Origin of the sequence: Sorangium aterium, from assembly GCF_028368935.1 — a bacterium.
Lineage (GTDB): Bacteria > Myxococcota_A > Polyangia > Polyangiales > Polyangiaceae > Sorangium > Sorangium atrum.
Genome location: NZ_JAQNDK010000002.1, coordinates 621,840 through 638,615 on the forward strand (window position 1 = coordinate 621,840; position 16,776 = coordinate 638,615).

The following is a 16,776-nucleotide window of genomic DNA, read 5'->3' on the forward strand; positions in this document are numbered from 1 at the left end:
TACGTCGGGGTACATGTCGGCGTTCACTCGACCCAGCCAGGCGTGATCGCGCTCGAGGCCTCGCAGGATCATCGGGTGAAGATCCATGCGGGCGCGCCGGTACGCGGGGCCTGCCGCGCCGATCGGTTCGTCTACACGCGCGGCGACGTGGACCTGATCCCCGCCGGAGCCTCGGACGTCTGGCAGGAGGACGACGCGGGCACCTCGCTCATCCTGGCGCTGTCCCCTTCGCTGCTGCGCCGGGTCGCAGCGGACATGGGGCTCGATCCCGACAAAGCCGGCCTGGAGCCGCGCCACCAGATCAGGGACCCGCAGATCGAGCACATCGCCTGGGCGCTCGACGCCGAGCGCAGGGCCGGCGATCCGACCGGGCTTCTCTACAGGGAGAGCCTCGGCGTCGCGCTCGCCGCGCACCTCCTCGGCCGTTACAAGGCGCCGGGCCGCCTGCGGCGAGGGCTGTCTGCGCCGCAGCTACGGCGCGTGACGGCGTACATCGAGGAGCACCTCGATCACGACCTGTCGCTCGATCGGCTGGCCGGCGTCGCCGGGGTCAGCGCGTCTCACCTCAAGACGCTGTTCAAGCGGTCGACCGGCGTGCCGGTGCACGAGTACGTGATCCAGCGCCGGGTGGAGCGCGCGAAGGCGCTGCTCCTGCGCGGCGACCTGCCCGCCAGCCAGGTGGCGATCGAGGCGGGGTTCGCGCACCAGAGCCACATGGCGAGGTGCATGCGCCGCGTCCTCGGCGTGACGCCGGCAAAGGTGGCGGCCAGAGCGCGTTGAACCAGAGAAAACAGCCGCCAAGGCGAGCCGCAATGACGCCATACGCGCCAAGAAACCAGCGAAATAAACAGGAGAGGAAATGCGGGGACAGCCCTGAGCAGCGCCGGCGCCGCGATCCGCCCTCAGGGGCAGCCGTTGGCCGCGCCCGGGGTCGCCGGCGCGGGCGCGATGAACGCGCCCGTCCCGTCGGGGCAGCGGCTCGCCTTCTGCCCGCCGGTGCTCCCGGCCGGGCGCGACAGCCGGGGTCTCCGCCGGTTACGCTGTGGCAAACTGCCCCGCTGCACGGGGCCTCGCGGCATGAACTCCGGCGGCCCGCGAGTGCTAGAGTTGCCGTCATCCATGCTCGACAAGCTCGACATCGCCCGCGCCCTCCGCGAGACGGGCACGCTCCTCCAGATCAAGGGGGAGAACCCGTTCAGAGCGCGCGCTTACGAGACGGGGGCCGAGGCGCTGGAGCAGCTCACGGACGACCTCGGCGCGCTCGTCAGGAGCAAGAAGCTCACCGGCATCAAGGGCATCGGCCCGGCGCTCGCAGCCCAGATCGCCGAGCTCTACCAGACGGGGCGCTCCGGGCAGCTCGAGGAGCTCCGCGCCGAGCTGCCCAGCGGCGTGCTGGAGCTCGCCCAGGTGCCGGGCATGAGCCTCAAGCGGATGAAGGCGTTGCACGAGGCGCTCGGCATCGGCAGCGTGGAGGAGCTGAAGAGGGCCTGTCTCGCCGGGAAGGTCCGGGCCGTGAAGGGCTTCGGGGCGAAGACCGAGGCGAGCCTGCTCGAGGGCATCGCCCGCTATGAGGCGCGCGACGAGCGCGTCCTCCTCGTCGACGCGCTCGAGGCGGCCGAGCCGCTGCTCGCCCACGTGCGCGGGTGCGACGCGACCGAGCGGGCCGATCTCGCGGGCTCGATCCGGCGCTGGGAAGAGACGGTGGCTGCCATCGACCTCGTGGCGGCGGCCGACGACGCCGCGCAGGTGATCGATTGTTTCGTCCGGTCCCCGCAGGTCGCCGAGGTCGAGGAGCGCGGCGACGCGCGTTGCAGGGTAAGGCTCTCGGGAGGCCTGCGCGGCGAGCTCCTCTGCGTGCCGCCCCGGGACTACGCCGCTGCGCTTCACCACCGGACGGGGGCGCCCGACTACCTCTCGGCGCTCGGCTCGCTCGCGCGCGAGCTGGGGCTCACGCTCGACGAGAGAGGGCTCTCGCGGGGCAAGAAACGCCTCTCCGTGAAGACGGAAGAGGACCTCTACGAGCACATCGGCATCCCGTACATCGCGCCCGAGCTCCGCGAGAGCGCGGAGGACATCATCGCTGCCGTGGAGCGCGCCGCGCGGGCGGGCCGCGAGGGGGAGCTCGTCGAGGAGGGCGATATCCAGGGGATGGTGCACTGCCACACGGTGTACTCGGACGGCAAGAACACGGTCGAGGAGATGGCCCTGGAGGCCGAGGCGATGGGGATGAAATACCTCACCATCACCGATCACTCGCCCGCCGCCCATTACGCGAACGGCGTCGGCCTCGACCGGCTGAAGAAGCAGTGGGACGAGATCGCCCGCGTCCAGGAGCGCGTGAGCGTCAAGCTCCTCCGAGGCACCGAGTCGGATATCCTCGAATCGGGGAAGCTCGATTATCCGGACGCGATCCTGGAGCAGCTCGACGTGATCATCGCGAGCATCCACTCGCGCATGAAGATGGACGCCGACCAGATGACGCGCAGGCTCGTCAGCGCCATGCGGCTGCCGGTCTTCAAGATCTGGGGACACGCGCTCGGCCGGCTCATCCAGCGGCGCGAGCCGTTCGCGTGCCGCGTCGAGGAGGTGCTCGACGCCGTGGCCGAGTCGAGGGCCGCCGTCGAGGTGAACGGGGACCCGTACCGCCTCGACATGGAGCCCCGGTGGATCAAGGAGGCACGCAAGCGCGGTATCCGCTTCGTGATCTCGACGGACGCACACTCGACGACCGCGCTCCACAACCTGCGGTTCGGCGTGGGGACCGCGCGGCGAGGCGGCCTCCGCCGGGACGAGGTGCTGAACGCGCGCGGCCTGGCGGCGTTCCAGAAGGCGGTCCGGCCCACCTGAGCGCGCCCTGAGCGTGGCAGCGTGCGGCCCGGACGCTGCAGACACCGCACGAGCCGCCTCCGTTCAGCGGTCGGCCGTCCGCGGCAACCCTGCGCGCCGCGCGTGACGCGCGCGTCATGGCCGACAGCACCTCGACAGGCGGTGCGCGTCGTGTGACCGTTGAGCTGTCATGCCAATGCCCATGCCGACCCCTGCGCCTGCAGAGAACATCGTCGCTCTCATCGGGCATACCCCGATGATCCATGTGACTCAGCTCGACGCCGGCCCGTGCGAGCTCTTCCTCAAGATGGAGAGCCAGAACCCGGGCGGCAGCATCAAGGATCGCATCGGCCTGTCGATGATCGAGGCGGCCGAGCGCGCTGGCCAGCTCGGGGGCGAGCGGCGCCATGTGGTCGAGGCGACGGCGGGCAACACAGGGCTCGGGCTGGCGCTCGTCGCGGCGCAGAAGGGCTACCGGCTCACGCTCGTGATCCCGGACAAGATGAGCCAGGAGAAGGTGTTCCACCTGAAGGCGCTCGGCGCGCAGGTGGTGATGACACGCTCTGACGTCGAGAAGGGCCACCCGAGCTATTACCAGGACCTGGCGGCCCGCATCGCGCGCGAGGAGGGCGCGTTCTACGTGAACCAGTTCGAGAACCCGGCGAACGCGCTCGCCCACGAGACAGGGACCGGCCCCGAGATCGACGCGCAGCTCGATCGAAGGATCGACGCGATGGTGTGCGGCGTCGGCTCCGGCGGCACCATGACCGGGCTCTCGCGCTACTTCGCCAGGGCGCAGCCGCGCTGTGAGATGGTGCTCGCCGATCCGGAGGGCTCGGTGCTGGCGGGCTACGTCAAGACCGGCAAGCTCGGCAAGGCGGGCTCGTGGCTCGTGGAGGGTATCGGGGAGGACTTCCTCCCCCCGATCCTCGACCTCACCCATGTCAAGCACGCTTACACGATCTCCGACAGGGAGAGCCTGGAGACGGCGCGGCTGCTCCTCTCCAGGACGGGCATCCTCGCCGGCTCGTCGTCCGGGACGCTGCTCGCGGCGGCCCTGCGCTACTGCCGCGAGCAGTCGTCGCCGAAGCGCGTCTGCACCCTCGTCTGCGACAGCGGCAACAAGTACCTGTCGAAGATGTACAACGATTTCTGGATGGCCGATCAGGGCTTCACCGATCGCGCGCCGACAGGGGATCTGCGCGACGTGATCACCCGCCGCCACGCCGACAGGGCGGTGGTCACGGTGCAGCGATCGGACGCGCTCCTCGTGGCCTATGCGAGGATGAAGCTCTACGACGTGTCGCAGCTGCCCGTCCTGGAGGACGGCAAGATCATCGGCATTCTCGACGAGTCCGACCTCCTCCTCGCGGCCGTCGACGACGTGACGCGCTTCCGCCAGTCGGTCGAGTCTGCGATGACGACGCGGCTCCGGACGGTCGACGTGAGGACGCCGATCCGGGATCTCCTCCCGATGTTCGACGCGGGGCTCGTGCCGATCGTGACCGATGGTGACGAGTTCGTCGGGCTGGTCACCCGCATCGACCTGATCAACTACCTGCGACGCCGGGTGAAGCTGCACGAGGTGTGAGCCGGCCCGGCGCGAGGGCCCGGCCATCCACCTTGCGGCGGCAGCGCGCTTGTGGCGACATGTGCGCCATGCAAAAGGCGCAGGGAACCGACGTGGTCAGCTTCCTTCATGCGGGCGTCAGGGGGGCCGCGGCGTACGCGCTGTGCCCGGCGGCGCTCGCCCTCTCGGCGTGCGCGCCCGCTGCGGCGTCGCCGCCCGTCGCGGCGCCGCAGGCCGCGCCCGCGGTCCTCGACATCGCCGCGGCGCGGGTGGTCGATCTGACGCACCCGATCACGCCGGAGATGCCGCTGTATCCTGGCAGCAAGCCGTATGCATCGGAGACGGTCCGCACCGTCGAGAAGGACTCGTACTACCTCAACCGGTTCTCGATGGACGAGCACGCGGGCACGCACGTGGACGCGCCGGCACACTTCAAGGCCGGGACGCCGACGGTCGAGCAGATCGCGCCGGAGCACCTCGCGGGGCCGGCGGCGGTCGTGGACGTGACGGCGAAGGTCGCGGCGAGCCCCGACCACCAGGTCACCGTGGACGATCTCCGGGGCTGGGAGGCGCGGCATGGGGCGCTCGGCGCGAGGCACATCGTGCTGATCCGGACGGGGTGGGGGGCCCGCTGGTCCGAGCCGGCGAAGTTCCTGAACCAGGACGCGAAGGGCGTGATGCACTTTCCCGGGGTCTCCGTGGAGGCGAGCCGCTACCTGAGCGAGCGCGGCGTGCGCTGCATCGGTATCGACACGCTGTCGACCGATCCGGGGCCGAGCCAGACGTTCGATCAGCACAAGGCGTTCCTCGGCGTGGGCGGCTACCACATCGAGAACCTGGCCAACCTAGAGCAGCTCCCCGAGGCCGGGGCGGTCGTGGTGGTCGCGCCGCTCCCGCTCGTGCGCGGCAGCGGCGCGCCCGCCCGGGTGCTGGCGCTGGTGCCGGCCTCCGGCGAGCCGGCGAGATAGCACGGCACCAGCACCGCGTCGCGTCAGCGCGGAGGACGCGGCCGAGTTCATCCGAGCATGCGCAGGCCGACATCAACGCACTTACATGGCCGTCCAATCCGCAACGGAAGTTGACGGCCGCTGCTTGCGACAGCCTGCAGCACTGCTGGCTGTCCCCAGCAACCGACACCCCGTCGCGCTCGCGACACCCGGTCGATTCGCACCTTCCGATCCGTTGATTCCATGCAGAAGACGCGCGGGCCTGCGGGGCCTTCCCCGCCGGCCAGGCGCGCGGCGCCGACGGCACGCAGCCTGCTTGTAGGTCAGGACGAGGCGCGCAGCGCGGGACCTGATTCCTGTCGGCACCGGCCGGCGACCACCTCCGCAAATCGCCTCGTGATCACGTCGTGATCGCGTCGCAGGGGGTTCGTCGGCTCCTCCGAACGACAGGCCCAGCGGCGCGGAATGTACACCGCAACCACAGGAGTGAGCATGAGAACGATCTCTTCGAAGTGCAGCGTCTTGGCCTTGGTGATCGGCGTCTCGATGGCCTTGGGATGTTCTTCCGGGTCCGGTGGCTCATCCTCGGAGGGCGAGCCGCAGACCGGAGACGGCGCGCTCGCGATCGTCAACGGACACGTGACCGACGAGGGCTCTGGGTCTCACGACCACAGCCTCGCCGGCGAGAGCACCGTCGCGAGCACGAAGACGGTCCGCGTCTCTCATCTGCTCGAGAGCGGAGCACTCGAGTCGCTGGCAGAGACCACGATCGACGCGGAGGGGGCCTTCTCCGCGGAGGTCCCGGTGGACGCAAAGCCGCTCATCGTGCAGGCCCTCGACGGCTCGGGCCAGGTGATCGGCTCCGCGTTCCTGGATGCGGCAGGGAGCGCCGCGGGCGAGATCACCGTCGCGGCGCCGATCTCGACCGAGAGCTCGGTCGAGGCGCTCGTGCTCATCGATCTCGCCGCCAGCGTCGCGGTGGACGCCACCGTGGCGACGGACGTGCGCGCGTTCGTCGACGCGGAGCTCGCCGCCGCGGTCGCGGCCGCGGCGTCGGCCGGCGCTGAGACCAAGGCGGTCGTGAAGGCGATCGCGGGGGCGACCCTGGGAGCGCACCACGCGGAGCTGCGCGCGCTCGCAGCCGCGGGCGCGAACATCGACGCGGGCGCGCTCGCCAGCGCGGAGCTGGAGGCCGCCCAGACCCTGAACGCGGCGCTGGATAGCGAGGTCCCCGCCGGCGAGGCGACCGCTCAGTTCCTCGCGGAGGTCGACGCCGCGCTGGACGCCGCAGGAGCCGCCGCCGATGTGCGCGCCCAGGCGCAGGCCGCGGCCAGCATGACCTTCCGCGCCGACCTCAGCGCTGCGCTCGACGCGTCCGCGGACGTGGAGGGGGTCCTCTTCGCCTGTGCCCACGCCGCCGCACAGCTGGAGGCGCGCGCGACCGCGCAGGCGACCACGGAGATCGCCAAGATGAGCGGCGCCGCGCAGGCCACCGTCGACGCGATCGCGGACGCAGGCGCCAAGCTGCAGGCGGACGTGGCCGCAGCAGCCAGCATGGACGCGATCATGACGGCGCGCACCGACTTCGTCACGAGCCTCTCTGGCGAGGCGCAGCCTGAGGCCGACGGTGCGCTCGGCCTCCTGGTGGGCACCACCGCCGACGCTAAGGCGGCGCTGCGGGCGGTCCTCGATGCCACGGTCGACCTCAACGTGCAGCTCGACGCCGACCTGAAGGCCGCGCTCTCGGCCTACCTCGACGCCGAGGCGCACGCCGACGCGAGCGCGTCGGCCAGCCTCGACGCCGAGCTGGACGGCATCGTCGAGGCCTACGCGAAGTTCGCGGCGGGGATCGAGGCGCTCGCGCCGACGCTCACCGCGGCGGCCGTCAGCGACGCGCAGGCCGGGGCGGTGACCCAGGTCCTCTGCTCCGCGCAGACCATGTTCCACACGCCGATGTGATCCGAGGTCGCCGCGGCCGGGTTCGACCGTGAACATGGGAGGGCGAACCGGGGAACTCCTCCACGCCCTCCTCCCGGTTGGATGCGGTGTCATGACCCCTTGCCGGGCCGCCCGGCACGTCGGTGCCAGGGATGATCCACGGACGCTCAGACGTCGGTCGCCAGGACGCCATGCCGGCGAAGCAGCTCCCGCAGGTAATTGCGATCCATCCGCGCCGCCCGCGCCGCGCGCGAGACATTGCTGCCGTTGGTGCGGATCAACGCGTGGACATAAGCGCGTTCCCAGAGCGAGATGACTCGCTCTTTCGCCTCACGAAACGACAGCGATAGATCGTCGTCCCTGAAGACGTTCTCGCGAGCTTCCCCCTGCGCCGCCTCGCCCTCGGTCGCCGCGCCCTCCCGCCAGAGGACCGGATCTCCTAGCAGCACGGCCCGCTCGACCGCGCCGCGCAGCTCGCGGACGTTGCCCGGCCAGTCGTGGCGCGCCATCGCCTCCACGAGCCCCAGGGGCGGTTTGGCCCCGTCGGCGAACTGCCGGTAGAAGTGCGCGACGAGCAGCGGGATGTCCTCGCGGCGCTCCCGCAGCGACGGGACGCGTATCCGGACCACGTTCAGCCGATAGAAGAGATCGGAGCGGAAGTTGCCCCGGTTCACCTCCTGGCGCAGATCGCGGTTCGTGGCGGCGATCACCCGCACGTCCAGGCGGATCGGGTCGAGGCTGCCGACCCGCCGTATCGTCCGCTCCTCCAGGGCGCGAAGCAGCTTGGGCTGCAGGTCGAGCCGGAGCTCGCCGAGCTCGTCGAGCAGCACCGTCCCCCCGCGCGCCGCCTCGAAGGCGCCCGCCCGCGCCTGCTGCGCGCCCGTGAAGGCCCCCTTGGCGTGCCCGAACAGCTCGGACTCGATGAGCGTGGGTGGGATGGCGCCGCAGTCGATCACGACGAACGGCCCCGAGGCGCGGCGGCTCTGCTGATGGATGAGCTCGGCGAAGAGCCCCTTGCCGGTGCCGGTCTCCCCTTCGAGGAGCACCGTCGAGTCGGATGCCGCGACCCGCGGCAGCATGGCAAAGATTCGCCGCATCGCGGTGCTCTGCCCGAGGACGCGCCCGGAGAGGTCCTCGTCGCCGAGCGGCTCGCGGATCTCGCCCGGAAGGACGTCGAAGCGGAGCGTGGACTGGCCCACGCCAATCAGCGCCCCCGGATCGAGGTACGCGGCCTCGACGCGGATCCCCGAGACCCTCGTGCCGTTGGTGCTGCCGAGGTCCCGGAGCAGGAACCCCTGTGGCGTGACGGTGATGACGCAGTGGTGCCGCGACACGGCCTGGTCGGTCAGGACAAGCTGGTTGCCGCGGGCGGAGCCGATCACGAGCTCCGGCGCATCTGCCACCTGCGAGGCGCCCTGATCAGGGCCGAGCTGCACCTGGACGTGGAACCGGCTGAACGCCACCTCGCGGGGGCGCGCCTCCAGCACCGCCGTCGCGCCGACATCCTGGCAGGGGGGTCGCTCCGAGGCCATCGATCTCAAGCTACCACACGAGCGACCGACCCGCGCTCCCGGAGCGCGTCGTCGTACGCCGAGGCAGGCAAGCGCCTAGCCTGCCCGTCGCGTTACGGGCTGCAGGGCGCGAACGAGTCGAGAGAGATGCTGCTATGCAGGCTCGTGGTGATGGCCTCCACGTAGCGGTCGCCTCCCGGCGTGTCACACGTGGACTGGCCATCCGCGTCGCGAGCGCAGGCGAGGGAGCACGGGCCAAGGAGGGTGACGCCGCACGTGGGCGAGACGCCGCAGATCCGCTGGACCGAATGTCCGCTCCAGTCGACGCCGCACGCCGCCACCTCCGTGTTGTCGATGCAGGCGAACGCAGCCGGGCTGTCCGGATGGAAGAGGTTGCCGAACATCGTGGCATCCGGGGTGGTGAACTCGGACGGCGCGGCCCCCGGGCGCCCGGCAAGCGCCTGGTGGCTCCCCGTCATCCGGACCTCCACTTCCATGCTGAGGCCGTTGAGCGTCTGAAGCAGGCACGCTGTCATCCACCGCTGTGTCTCGACGTCGTCGAGAGGCGACGAACTCCACCGTGGCGCGAGGCCGACCGCGCCCTCGAAGGAGACCCCCGCGGCCCCACCGCGCAGCGCCTCGCCTTCAGGGAGCGCGCAGAGGGCTATGTAGGAGAGGAGCCGCCGCCCCTCTGCGCTCGCGAGCAGCGGGGTGTCGGTGAGCTCGCCGCTCGATCCCTCGAGCGGCACCTCGGCCAGGGCGCGCAAGGCTTGCTGCGTCGCGGATCGCCAGAAGAACGCAGGATCGTCTCCGTTCATGACGATGATCGCGTCCTGCTCCTCGGTGCGCGAGCTCATGCCGCTGTGCCGCTCTGCTCCACATCCGGCGATGAAGAGAGAAAACCCCGTTATGACAGCGCTGAACGCTCGTGAAATGGACATGATCCCCCCCGAGGCGCGCGCGGCGCCGACCGCATGTGCTCGGCGAGCAAGCTGTGCAAGGCGCAGGCCGGCCCTCTGCTTCAGCGGCCCGCCCCGGCAGGAGCAGGCCCTGCATGAGAAATGGCCGCGCCGCCGCGCGAAGCACGTGAGTCGTACAGCACCCATGCGGCCGAGATCCGGCGGTGCCTGCATGTTGAAGCCCTCAGGTGCCGCATGGCCCACCCAGCACCTTCTCGAGGGCGCGCGCGAGGCCGTCGAAGCGAGCCCGCCACGCCGGGTGCTCCCCCAGCATGGCCTGCGCCTTGTGCACGACCGCAGAAGCGTCGGCGTCTCGCCGGTCCCGCAGGGCGAGGCGAGCCCGCCAGTACAGGATCTCCAGGAGCTCATCGGCGAACAGCACGTTCCCCGCGCTGCTGGCTGCGCCCATCGCTTCATCCACCGTCTCATGGGCCATCTCATGGCCATCCCCTCCTGGGGACCGACGGCGCCCTCCACCTCGTCGATCAGCAGCGCCTGGAGCATCCGGAAGCACGCAAACGCAGCGTGCGCCCCGGGCTCTGGCGGGCAGGCGCCCGCTACCCAGGCGATGAGCTCGCGCGCCTCGTCGTGCTGCCCCGCCGTGGCCAGGAGCCGCGCGAGCAGCAGGGAGCACTCGGGCACCGGGCGCTCGATGAACCGCCGCTCCAGGACATGGGCCCGGCGGGCGAGCACGAGCGCGTCCTCGCGCCGGTCGCTCCAGTAGAGCAGCTCGGCGACGTTGTAGGTCGCCACGCGCTCCAGCCAGGGGTTGCCGATCTCGCGCGCGAGCGAGATGACGCGCTGGAGATCCTCCGTGGCCCGGGACGGCGACTTCTTCAGCGTCCAGAGCACGACGCGGTTCATGTACGCGACGCACAGGTGCGGCAGATCGTGGACCCGTGCACAGAGGTCGATCGCCTCGCGCGCGCGCTCCTCTGCCTCGCTGAACGAGCCCGCGTGCGCCAGCTCGACCGGCAGGAGCAGCAGCGCGACGATCCGGCTGTCGTGATCGCCGAGCGCCTCCGCCTCGACGGCGCCCTTCTGCAGGAGCGCGATCGCCTGCGCCACCTGCGCCGTCCGCACGCACCTGCGTCCATCGGCCACCACGAGCCGGACCGCGAGCCGCGGTGAGCCCGACCGCGCGACGAGGGGGCGCGCCTGCTCCACGCGCCGCGCCGACCCCTCGTAATCCCCGGTCCAGTCGAGCAGGATGGCCTCTTCCAGGAGGATCTCGCCGACGAGCACCTCGTCGGCGAGGCGCTCGCCGAGCTCGCGCGCCGCGGTCAGATCCTCGATGGCTTCCCGCGTCCGGTGCGCTCGGTAGCGTATCCTGCCCCGGCCCGCGAGCGCGAGCGCGCGCCGGCGCAGGTCCGCCGCAGAGATGTGCTCGAGGGCCGCACTGTAGTGCTGGTCGGCCTCGACGTGTCGGTGAGCCGAGAGCGCGATGTCCCCGAGCTTCACGTAGGCTTCCGCCGCCTCCTCGCTCGCTCCGCACGCGCTCGCGTGCCGCGCCAGCGAGGCAAGGGTCTCCGGGGTCGCATCCCCGGCGGAGACCCGCGCTCGCCAGAAGGCCAGCGCGTACCGGTGGGTGTCCCTGCGGTGCTCCGGATGGAGCGGCTCGACCACCGAGTCCCGGAAGACGCCGCTCTGGAATGCGTACCGCTCGCCTAGCGTGCGCGACGCGCGCGGCGCGCGCTCCAGGATGCCCCGCTCGACCAACGCGCTCAGGCCGAAGCCCGCGTCCACCGGCGACCCGGCCCCACCGGCCCGATCGGCGGCGTCCTGGACCCACTCCAGCTCCGCCCTGGTGAACGAGGCCCCGAGCACCGCGCAGAGCCGCGCGCACGCCGCGAGCTCCGGCGGCAGCGCTTCGAGCCTCCGCAGGGCCAGCCACTGCCACCCAGGCGAGGGCGCCAGGCCTTCGGGCGCCACGGTCGCCGCGTAGTAGCTGCCTGTGTTCGACCGCTGGCGCACGATCCCGGCCCGCTTCAGCTCCCGGACGATCGCCACAAGGCACGCCGGATTGCCGCCGGCCCACGCGGCGAGCCGCCTCAGCGTGTCCGCCGGCGGGTACTCCGCCGGCAGGAGAAGCTCCGCCGCGAGCCGCATCCCGGCGCCCTCGTCGAGCGGCAAAAGCGCCCTCTTTTCGAAGCGTTGCGTGCGGGTACCCCACCCGGGGCGGAGCTGCTCAAACCGCGGATGCGCGGCGACCACGACCCAGAGCGCCACGCCGGCGCCGTCGAGCGTCGCGACCTCGAGCGCATCGAGCAGCGCGTCGTCCGCCCAGTGCGCGTCGTCGAGGATCACGGCCACCGGCCCGCGGCGCGCGCGCCGGCGGAGCCCTTCCGCGATCGCCCGCAGGAGCTCGTGGTCGCGCGACGCGCTGCCGGACGGGGCGCCCCACCCGAGCGCCGCCGCCACGGACGGCCACGCCGCGCGCCCGATCTCCTGGCCGAGCCGCTCCACGCAGAACGCCTCGACGTCGGCCGGCGGTCTCTCCTGCGCGCCCAGCGCGGCGCGCAGGATCTCCTCCACCTCTCGCGCGACCTCGCACGAGAGCGGCTGCGCCGCGCGCATCGAGAGCACCAGCGCCTCCGGATGGAGCGATCTCGCCACGGCAGCCGCCTCGTTCGCGAGGCGCGTCTTGCCGAGGCCGGCGTCGCCGAGCAGCGTCATCAGGCCGGGACACGTGCCGTCAAAGGCCGCGGCGGCGCTCGTCGCCAGCGCCTCGACGACCTCGCTCTGCCCGAGCATGGGCACCTCGCCGTCGACCGCGCCCGTCGCGGTCGACGCGCCCATCGCGGCCGCGGCGCCTGTCGAGGGTGGCGTGGGTTCGGTCTCCACCAGCACGCGCTCGATCTCCGCGCTGAGCACGACCCCGGACCAGGGTTCGGGCGGCAGCCAGCCTTCCGGGCGATCGACCGCCGTGCCGTAGGCGACGGGCGCGCACCTGCCCTTCCGGCGCACGCTGACGCCCGCGAGGTGGAGCCCCGCGCGCGCGTCGCACCGGCCGGCGAGCTCCCGTGCGGCGGCGAGCGCCGCTTGCGCCGGATGCTCGATGTCGCGGCCCGAGAACAGCGCCACGAGGCGGCGTCCGCGCTGGCGGACGACGAGCCCCTTGCGGCTCGCCAGCGCGGCGACGGCCGACGGCACGGCGCCGCTGACGTCCGCGACAAGCACCACGACCGGCTCGCGCCCGTCCGCGATGAGCCGGGCGCTCCCCGCGCTCTCGGGCGGCTCGGCCGGGGCCGCGGGCGGGGCCGCCTCCACGGCGACAGCGCCGCCGGCGAGGCGAGCCCCCACGACAGCGCCGCTGGCGCGGCCAGCGCCCGCCGCGGCGAGGGCGCGCCGGAGCAGCGACACGCTCGCGGGCCGGCGGTCTGGATCCTTGGCGAGGCATGCGAGCACGACGTCCTCGATCGCGGCCGGGACGGCGGCCAGCTCGGTCGGGCGCGGCGGACGCAGCGCGAGGTGGCCGTGCTCGATGGCGCCCGCGTCGCCGACGAACGGCGGTCGCAGCGTCAGGAGCTCGAACAGGATCACGCCGAACGCGTAGATGTCGGCGCGCGCGTCGATCGCGAGGTCCCCACGCGCTTGCTCGGGCGACATGTAGACGGGCGTCCCAACGACGGTCCCGGCGCGCGTGAGCTCGGCGCCGGTCGCCTCGGCGCCGGCGCCCCGCTTGGCGAGGCCGAAATCGAGCAGGACCACGCGCTCCTCCGCGCCGGGAAGGCCTCGCCCCGCGGCGCCGGCGCGCGCTCCGCTGCCGCTCGCTGGCACGAGGAAGACGTTCTCCGGCTTCACGTCGCGGTGGATCACCTCCCGGGCATGCGCCGCCTCGAGCGCGACGAGCAGCGCATCGGCTCGCCCGAGCGCCCAGCCCGGGTCCGGCGGCCCGGGCAACGCCGCGAGGTCGGCCGCGAGCGTGCGCCCTCGCAGCCGCTCCATGGCGATCCATGGCCGGCCATCGTCGAGCCTCCCCTGCCCATACAGGCGCGGCACGTGCGGGGGGCCGATCCGCTCGAGAGCGCCGGCCTCGCGCTGGAAGCGCGGCTCGCTCTGCTCCGCGTCGATCAGGCCGACCTTGACGGCGATCGGCACCTCGTCGCGCTCGCGCCAGCCTGCCCAGACGGCAGCGAAGCCGCCCAGACCGAGGAGCTCGGTCAGACGGAAGCCTTCGACGCGCGGCGCTGAGCCGCGGGCCTGTGCGCGCGCAGGCCCAGGCGGCGGCCCGCCGTGCCGGGGGCACGAGGCCGCCTCTGCGATCCGCCTGTGGCACGATGGACAGCGATGCAAATCGGTTTTCCCTTCGCGACGGGCGCGGACGGGGGCCGCGAGCGGCGCTCATGATATCGTTGTTGTCCGGCGCATGGCACGAACCACGGAAGATGACACGCTCCCCAGCTCACATACCCCTTCCGCGCTGGCGATGGCGGCCGTGGCTCATCAGCCGAGCGCCCTCGACGACGCCACACTTCGGATACAGGAGGCCGAGGCCACGCGCACGCAGGAGGACCCGTCGCCCAATCCGCTGCCCCGCACTCTGCCGCGGGGGGCTCGCGTCGGCGACTACATCCTCGATCGCCCCCTCGCCCGGGGTGGCTTCAGCTTCGTCTATCGCGCCACGCACGCCGAGCGCGGCACCGCCGCGGCGCTCAAGGTCCTTCACGCCGAGCTCGCCTCGGATCTCGATGCGGTCGTCCGCTTCGCGCGGGAGATCGAGGCGATACAGCGCCTGAATCATCCGAACGTGGTCGCGATCCTCGATCACGGGCGGCTCGGCAGCCGTGGTGCCCCCTACTATGTCATGGAGCTGCTCGATGGCTGTAGTCTCGACGAGCACCTCCGCGCCCGCGGACGCCTGTCCGCCACGGACGTGCTCGCGCTCCTGGAGCCGCTTTGCAGCGCGCTCGACGCGGCGCACCGCTGGGGGATCGTGCACCGGGATATCAAGGCATCGAACGTCTTTCTCGCCGAGCAGGGCGGGCGGCGGAGGGTGGTGCTGCTCGACTTCGGCGTGGCCAAGCTGCTCGATGCGCCGGGGCCTGCGCTCACGTCGTCGCGGCACATCGTCGGGACCCCGACGTGCATCAGCCCGGAGCAGATCCTCGGCGAGTCGATCGACTCCCGCGCTGACGTCTACGCGCTCGGGGTGCTGACGTACCGGATGCTCGTCGGCGAGCCGCCCTTCGTCGAGCGCTCCTATCCGATGCTGCGCCAGCTGCACCTCTACGTGGACCCGCCGCGCCCGAGCACCCGGGCGCGCGTCCATCCCGCCTTGGATGAGGTGATCCTCCGTGCGATGAGCAAGGATCGCAGGGAGCGCCCCCCGACGATCACGGCCTTTCTGGGCGAGCTGAGGGCCACGGTGGAGGCGAGCGGCGGGACAGGCGCGCTGTCTTCTGCTGCCGCGCGCGAGCGGCAGGCGCTCGCGCTCTACGCCGAAGTGCACGTCGAGCCGAGCGCCCTCGAGGAGCCGGAGGATGGATTGCTCGCCGATCTCGAGGTCATCCTCCCCTTCATCGCCGCCGAGCTCGTCAGCGCCGGTCTCACGACCATGGTGCAGACCGGCAGCAGCATGCTTTTCACGGTGGATCGTCCCGACGACCCGGCCGGGGACAGGGAGGCGCGCCGCCAGGTGGTGCGCACGGCGCTCGCGATCTACCAGCGGCTCGAGGCCCGCTCCGGGCGCGATCCCAGGGTCGATGTGCGCCTGTGCCTCCACGCGGGAGAGCTCACGGATACCGGCAAGGGCTCGCCCGCAGCCGGCAAGCTGCTGGAGGTCGCGGGGTGGGTGCCAGACCAAGCCGGAGAGGGCGTCTTCGCCTCACCCGAGCTCCTGTCCGATCTGGAGATCGCAACGGCAGGTGAAGAGGGCGCGCTCCGCCGGATCACTGCGCCACGGACACGAGAGGGCTGATCACCCGCCCCACACGCCCAGTGCGCCGAGGAACAAGCGTATCCTCGACCTCTCGCGCGTACAAGGTGTGAGCCGCGCGCGCGGGCACGGGCCCGCGCGCAGCGATACCCGCCTCGGTCGTCGCGTCGGGCGCTCGCGCCGCTCGCGCCGCTCGCGGCGCGGCGCGAGCGCCCGCCCGGGTGCCTTGTGCGGGCAGCGGGCTTGTGGTGAGCTGTGCGCCATGCAGGAGGCGCGCGGAGCTGGCGTGATCGATCTCTCCGCGGCGCGGGTGGTCGATCTGACGCGCCCGATCACCCCGGAGATGCCGCTGTTTCCCGGCGACGAGCCCTATGCCTCGGAGACGCTGAGCACCATCGAGGAGGACGCGTATTGCTCCAATCGGTTCTCGATGGCCGAGCACGCGGGCACGCACGTGGACGCGCCGGCGCACTTCACGGCCGGGGCGGCGACCGTCGAGCAGATCGCCCCCGAGCAGCTCGTGGGGGCGGCGGCGGTCGTGGACGTGACGGCGGCTGTTGCGGCGAGCCCGGACCACCGGGTCACGGTGGATGATCTCCGGAGCTGGGAGGCGCGGCACGGCGCGCTCGGCGCGAGGCATATCGTGCTGATCCGGACGGGCTGGGGGGCTCGCTGGTCCGATCCGGTGAAGTACCGGAACCAGGACGCCCAGGGCGTCATGCACTTTCCCGGGGTGTCCGTGGAGGCGAGCCGCTACCTGCGCGGGCGCGGCGTGCGCTGCATCGGTATCGATACGCTGTCGACCGACCCGGGGCAGAGCGAGACATTCGAACAGCACAGGGCATTCCTTGGCGCGGGCGGCTATCACATCGAGAACCTGGCCAATCTGGAGCAGCTCCCGGAGGCCGGGGCCGTCGTGGTGGTCGCGCCGCTGCCGCTCGCGGGCGGCAGCGGCGCGCCGGCCCGGGTGCTGGCGCTGGTGCCGACCTGCGGCGGCCCGGCGGGATAGCGCGGTGCGCCTCCCCCGGGCTGGCGGGGCGCAGCTCGCGTCGTCCGGGCCCGTTGCCCCGCTCTGGTGCGGTGTCGCCTGTTTGCATACCGCCCCCCGCGACGGTCGTACGAGCTGCTGCTCCCCGCGCCGGATCGA

9 protein-coding genes are annotated in these 16,776 nt (G+C 72.1%); 7 read left to right on the forward strand and 2 right to left on the reverse strand.

Annotated elements, in window-relative coordinates; all coding sequences use genetic code 11:
* Window positions 1-75 precede the first annotated feature (75 nt).
* From POL72_RS17240 to POL72_RS17260, 5 genes are all read left to right on the forward strand, one after another.
* Window positions 76-780 carry a helix-turn-helix domain-containing protein gene (locus POL72_RS17240; protein WP_272096478.1) on the forward strand — a complete coding sequence of 235 codons (705 nt, stop codon included), beginning with the start codon at window positions 76-78 and terminating at the stop codon, window positions 778-780.
* Window positions 781-1,119: 339 nt separating this feature from the next.
* Window positions 1,120-2,847, forward strand: coding sequence for a DNA polymerase/3'-5' exonuclease PolX (gene polX / locus POL72_RS17245; protein WP_272096480.1), 1,728 nt, complete (start codon window positions 1,120-1,122; stop codon window positions 2,845-2,847).
* A 181-nt stretch (window positions 2,848-3,028) separates the two neighbouring features.
* Window positions 3,029-4,417, forward strand: a complete 1,389-nt coding sequence (locus POL72_RS17250) for a pyridoxal-phosphate dependent enzyme (RefSeq protein ID WP_272097934.1) — start codon at window positions 3,029-3,031, stop codon at window positions 4,415-4,417.
* A gap of 68 nt (window positions 4,418-4,485) precedes the next feature.
* Window positions 4,486-5,364 carry a cyclase family protein gene (locus tag POL72_RS17255; protein ID WP_272096481.1) on the forward strand — a complete coding sequence of 293 codons (879 nt, stop codon included), beginning with the start codon at window positions 4,486-4,488 and terminating at the stop codon, window positions 5,362-5,364.
* Window positions 5,365-5,835: 471 nt separating this feature from the next.
* The gene (locus tag POL72_RS17260; protein WP_272096482.1) at window positions 5,836-7,302 is read left to right on the forward strand and encodes a hypothetical protein; all 1,467 of its coding nucleotides are present in this window, start codon (window positions 5,836-5,838) and stop codon (window positions 7,300-7,302) included.
* A gap of 146 nt (window positions 7,303-7,448) precedes the next feature.
* On the opposite strand, the gene POL72_RS17265 is transcribed toward POL72_RS17260, so the two are convergent.
* Both POL72_RS17265 and POL72_RS17270 read right to left on the reverse strand, forming a co-directional pair.
* Window positions 7,449-8,813, reverse strand: a complete 1,365-nt coding sequence (locus POL72_RS17265) for a sigma 54-interacting transcriptional regulator (protein WP_272096483.1) — start codon at window positions 8,811-8,813, stop codon at window positions 7,449-7,451.
* A gap of 92 nt (window positions 8,814-8,905) precedes the next feature.
* Window positions 8,906-14,047: a serine/threonine-protein kinase gene (locus POL72_RS17270; protein ID WP_272096484.1), complete on the reverse strand. Its 5,142-nt coding sequence runs from the start codon at window positions 14,045-14,047 to the stop codon at window positions 8,906-8,908.
* A gap of 142 nt (window positions 14,048-14,189) precedes the next feature.
* Between POL72_RS17270 and POL72_RS17275 the strand changes: the two genes are divergently transcribed.
* Window positions 14,190-15,671, forward strand: coding sequence for a serine/threonine-protein kinase (locus POL72_RS17275; RefSeq protein WP_272096485.1), 1,482 nt, complete (start codon window positions 14,190-14,192; stop codon window positions 15,669-15,671).
* A gap of 220 nt (window positions 15,672-15,891) precedes the next feature.
* Window positions 15,892-16,638 (forward strand): cyclase family protein, encoded by a 747-nt coding sequence (locus tag POL72_RS17280; RefSeq protein ID WP_272096487.1) that lies wholly within the window; start codon window positions 15,892-15,894, stop codon window positions 16,636-16,638.
* Window positions 16,639-16,776: the final 138 nt, after the last annotated feature.

Coding starts and splice junctions, on each gene's coding strand:
- polX (WP_272096480.1), top strand. CDS start 1,120: ATGCTCGACAAGCTCGACATCGCCCGCGCCCTCCGCGAGACGGGCACG.
- POL72_RS17250 (WP_272097934.1), top strand. CDS start 3,029: ATGCCGACCCCTGCGCCTGCAGAGAACATCGTCGCTCTCATCGGGCAT.
- POL72_RS17255 (WP_272096481.1), top strand. CDS start 4,486: ATGCAAAAGGCGCAGGGAACCGACGTGGTCAGCTTCCTTCATGCGGGC.
- POL72_RS17260 (WP_272096482.1), top strand. CDS start 5,836: ATGAGAACGATCTCTTCGAAGTGCAGCGTCTTGGCCTTGGTGATCGGC.
- POL72_RS17265 (WP_272096483.1), bottom strand. CDS start 8,813: ATGGCCTCGGAGCGACCCCCCTGCCAGGATGTCGGCGCGACGGCGGTG.
- POL72_RS17280 (WP_272096487.1), top strand. CDS start 15,892: ATGCAGGAGGCGCGCGGAGCTGGCGTGATCGATCTCTCCGCGGCGCGG.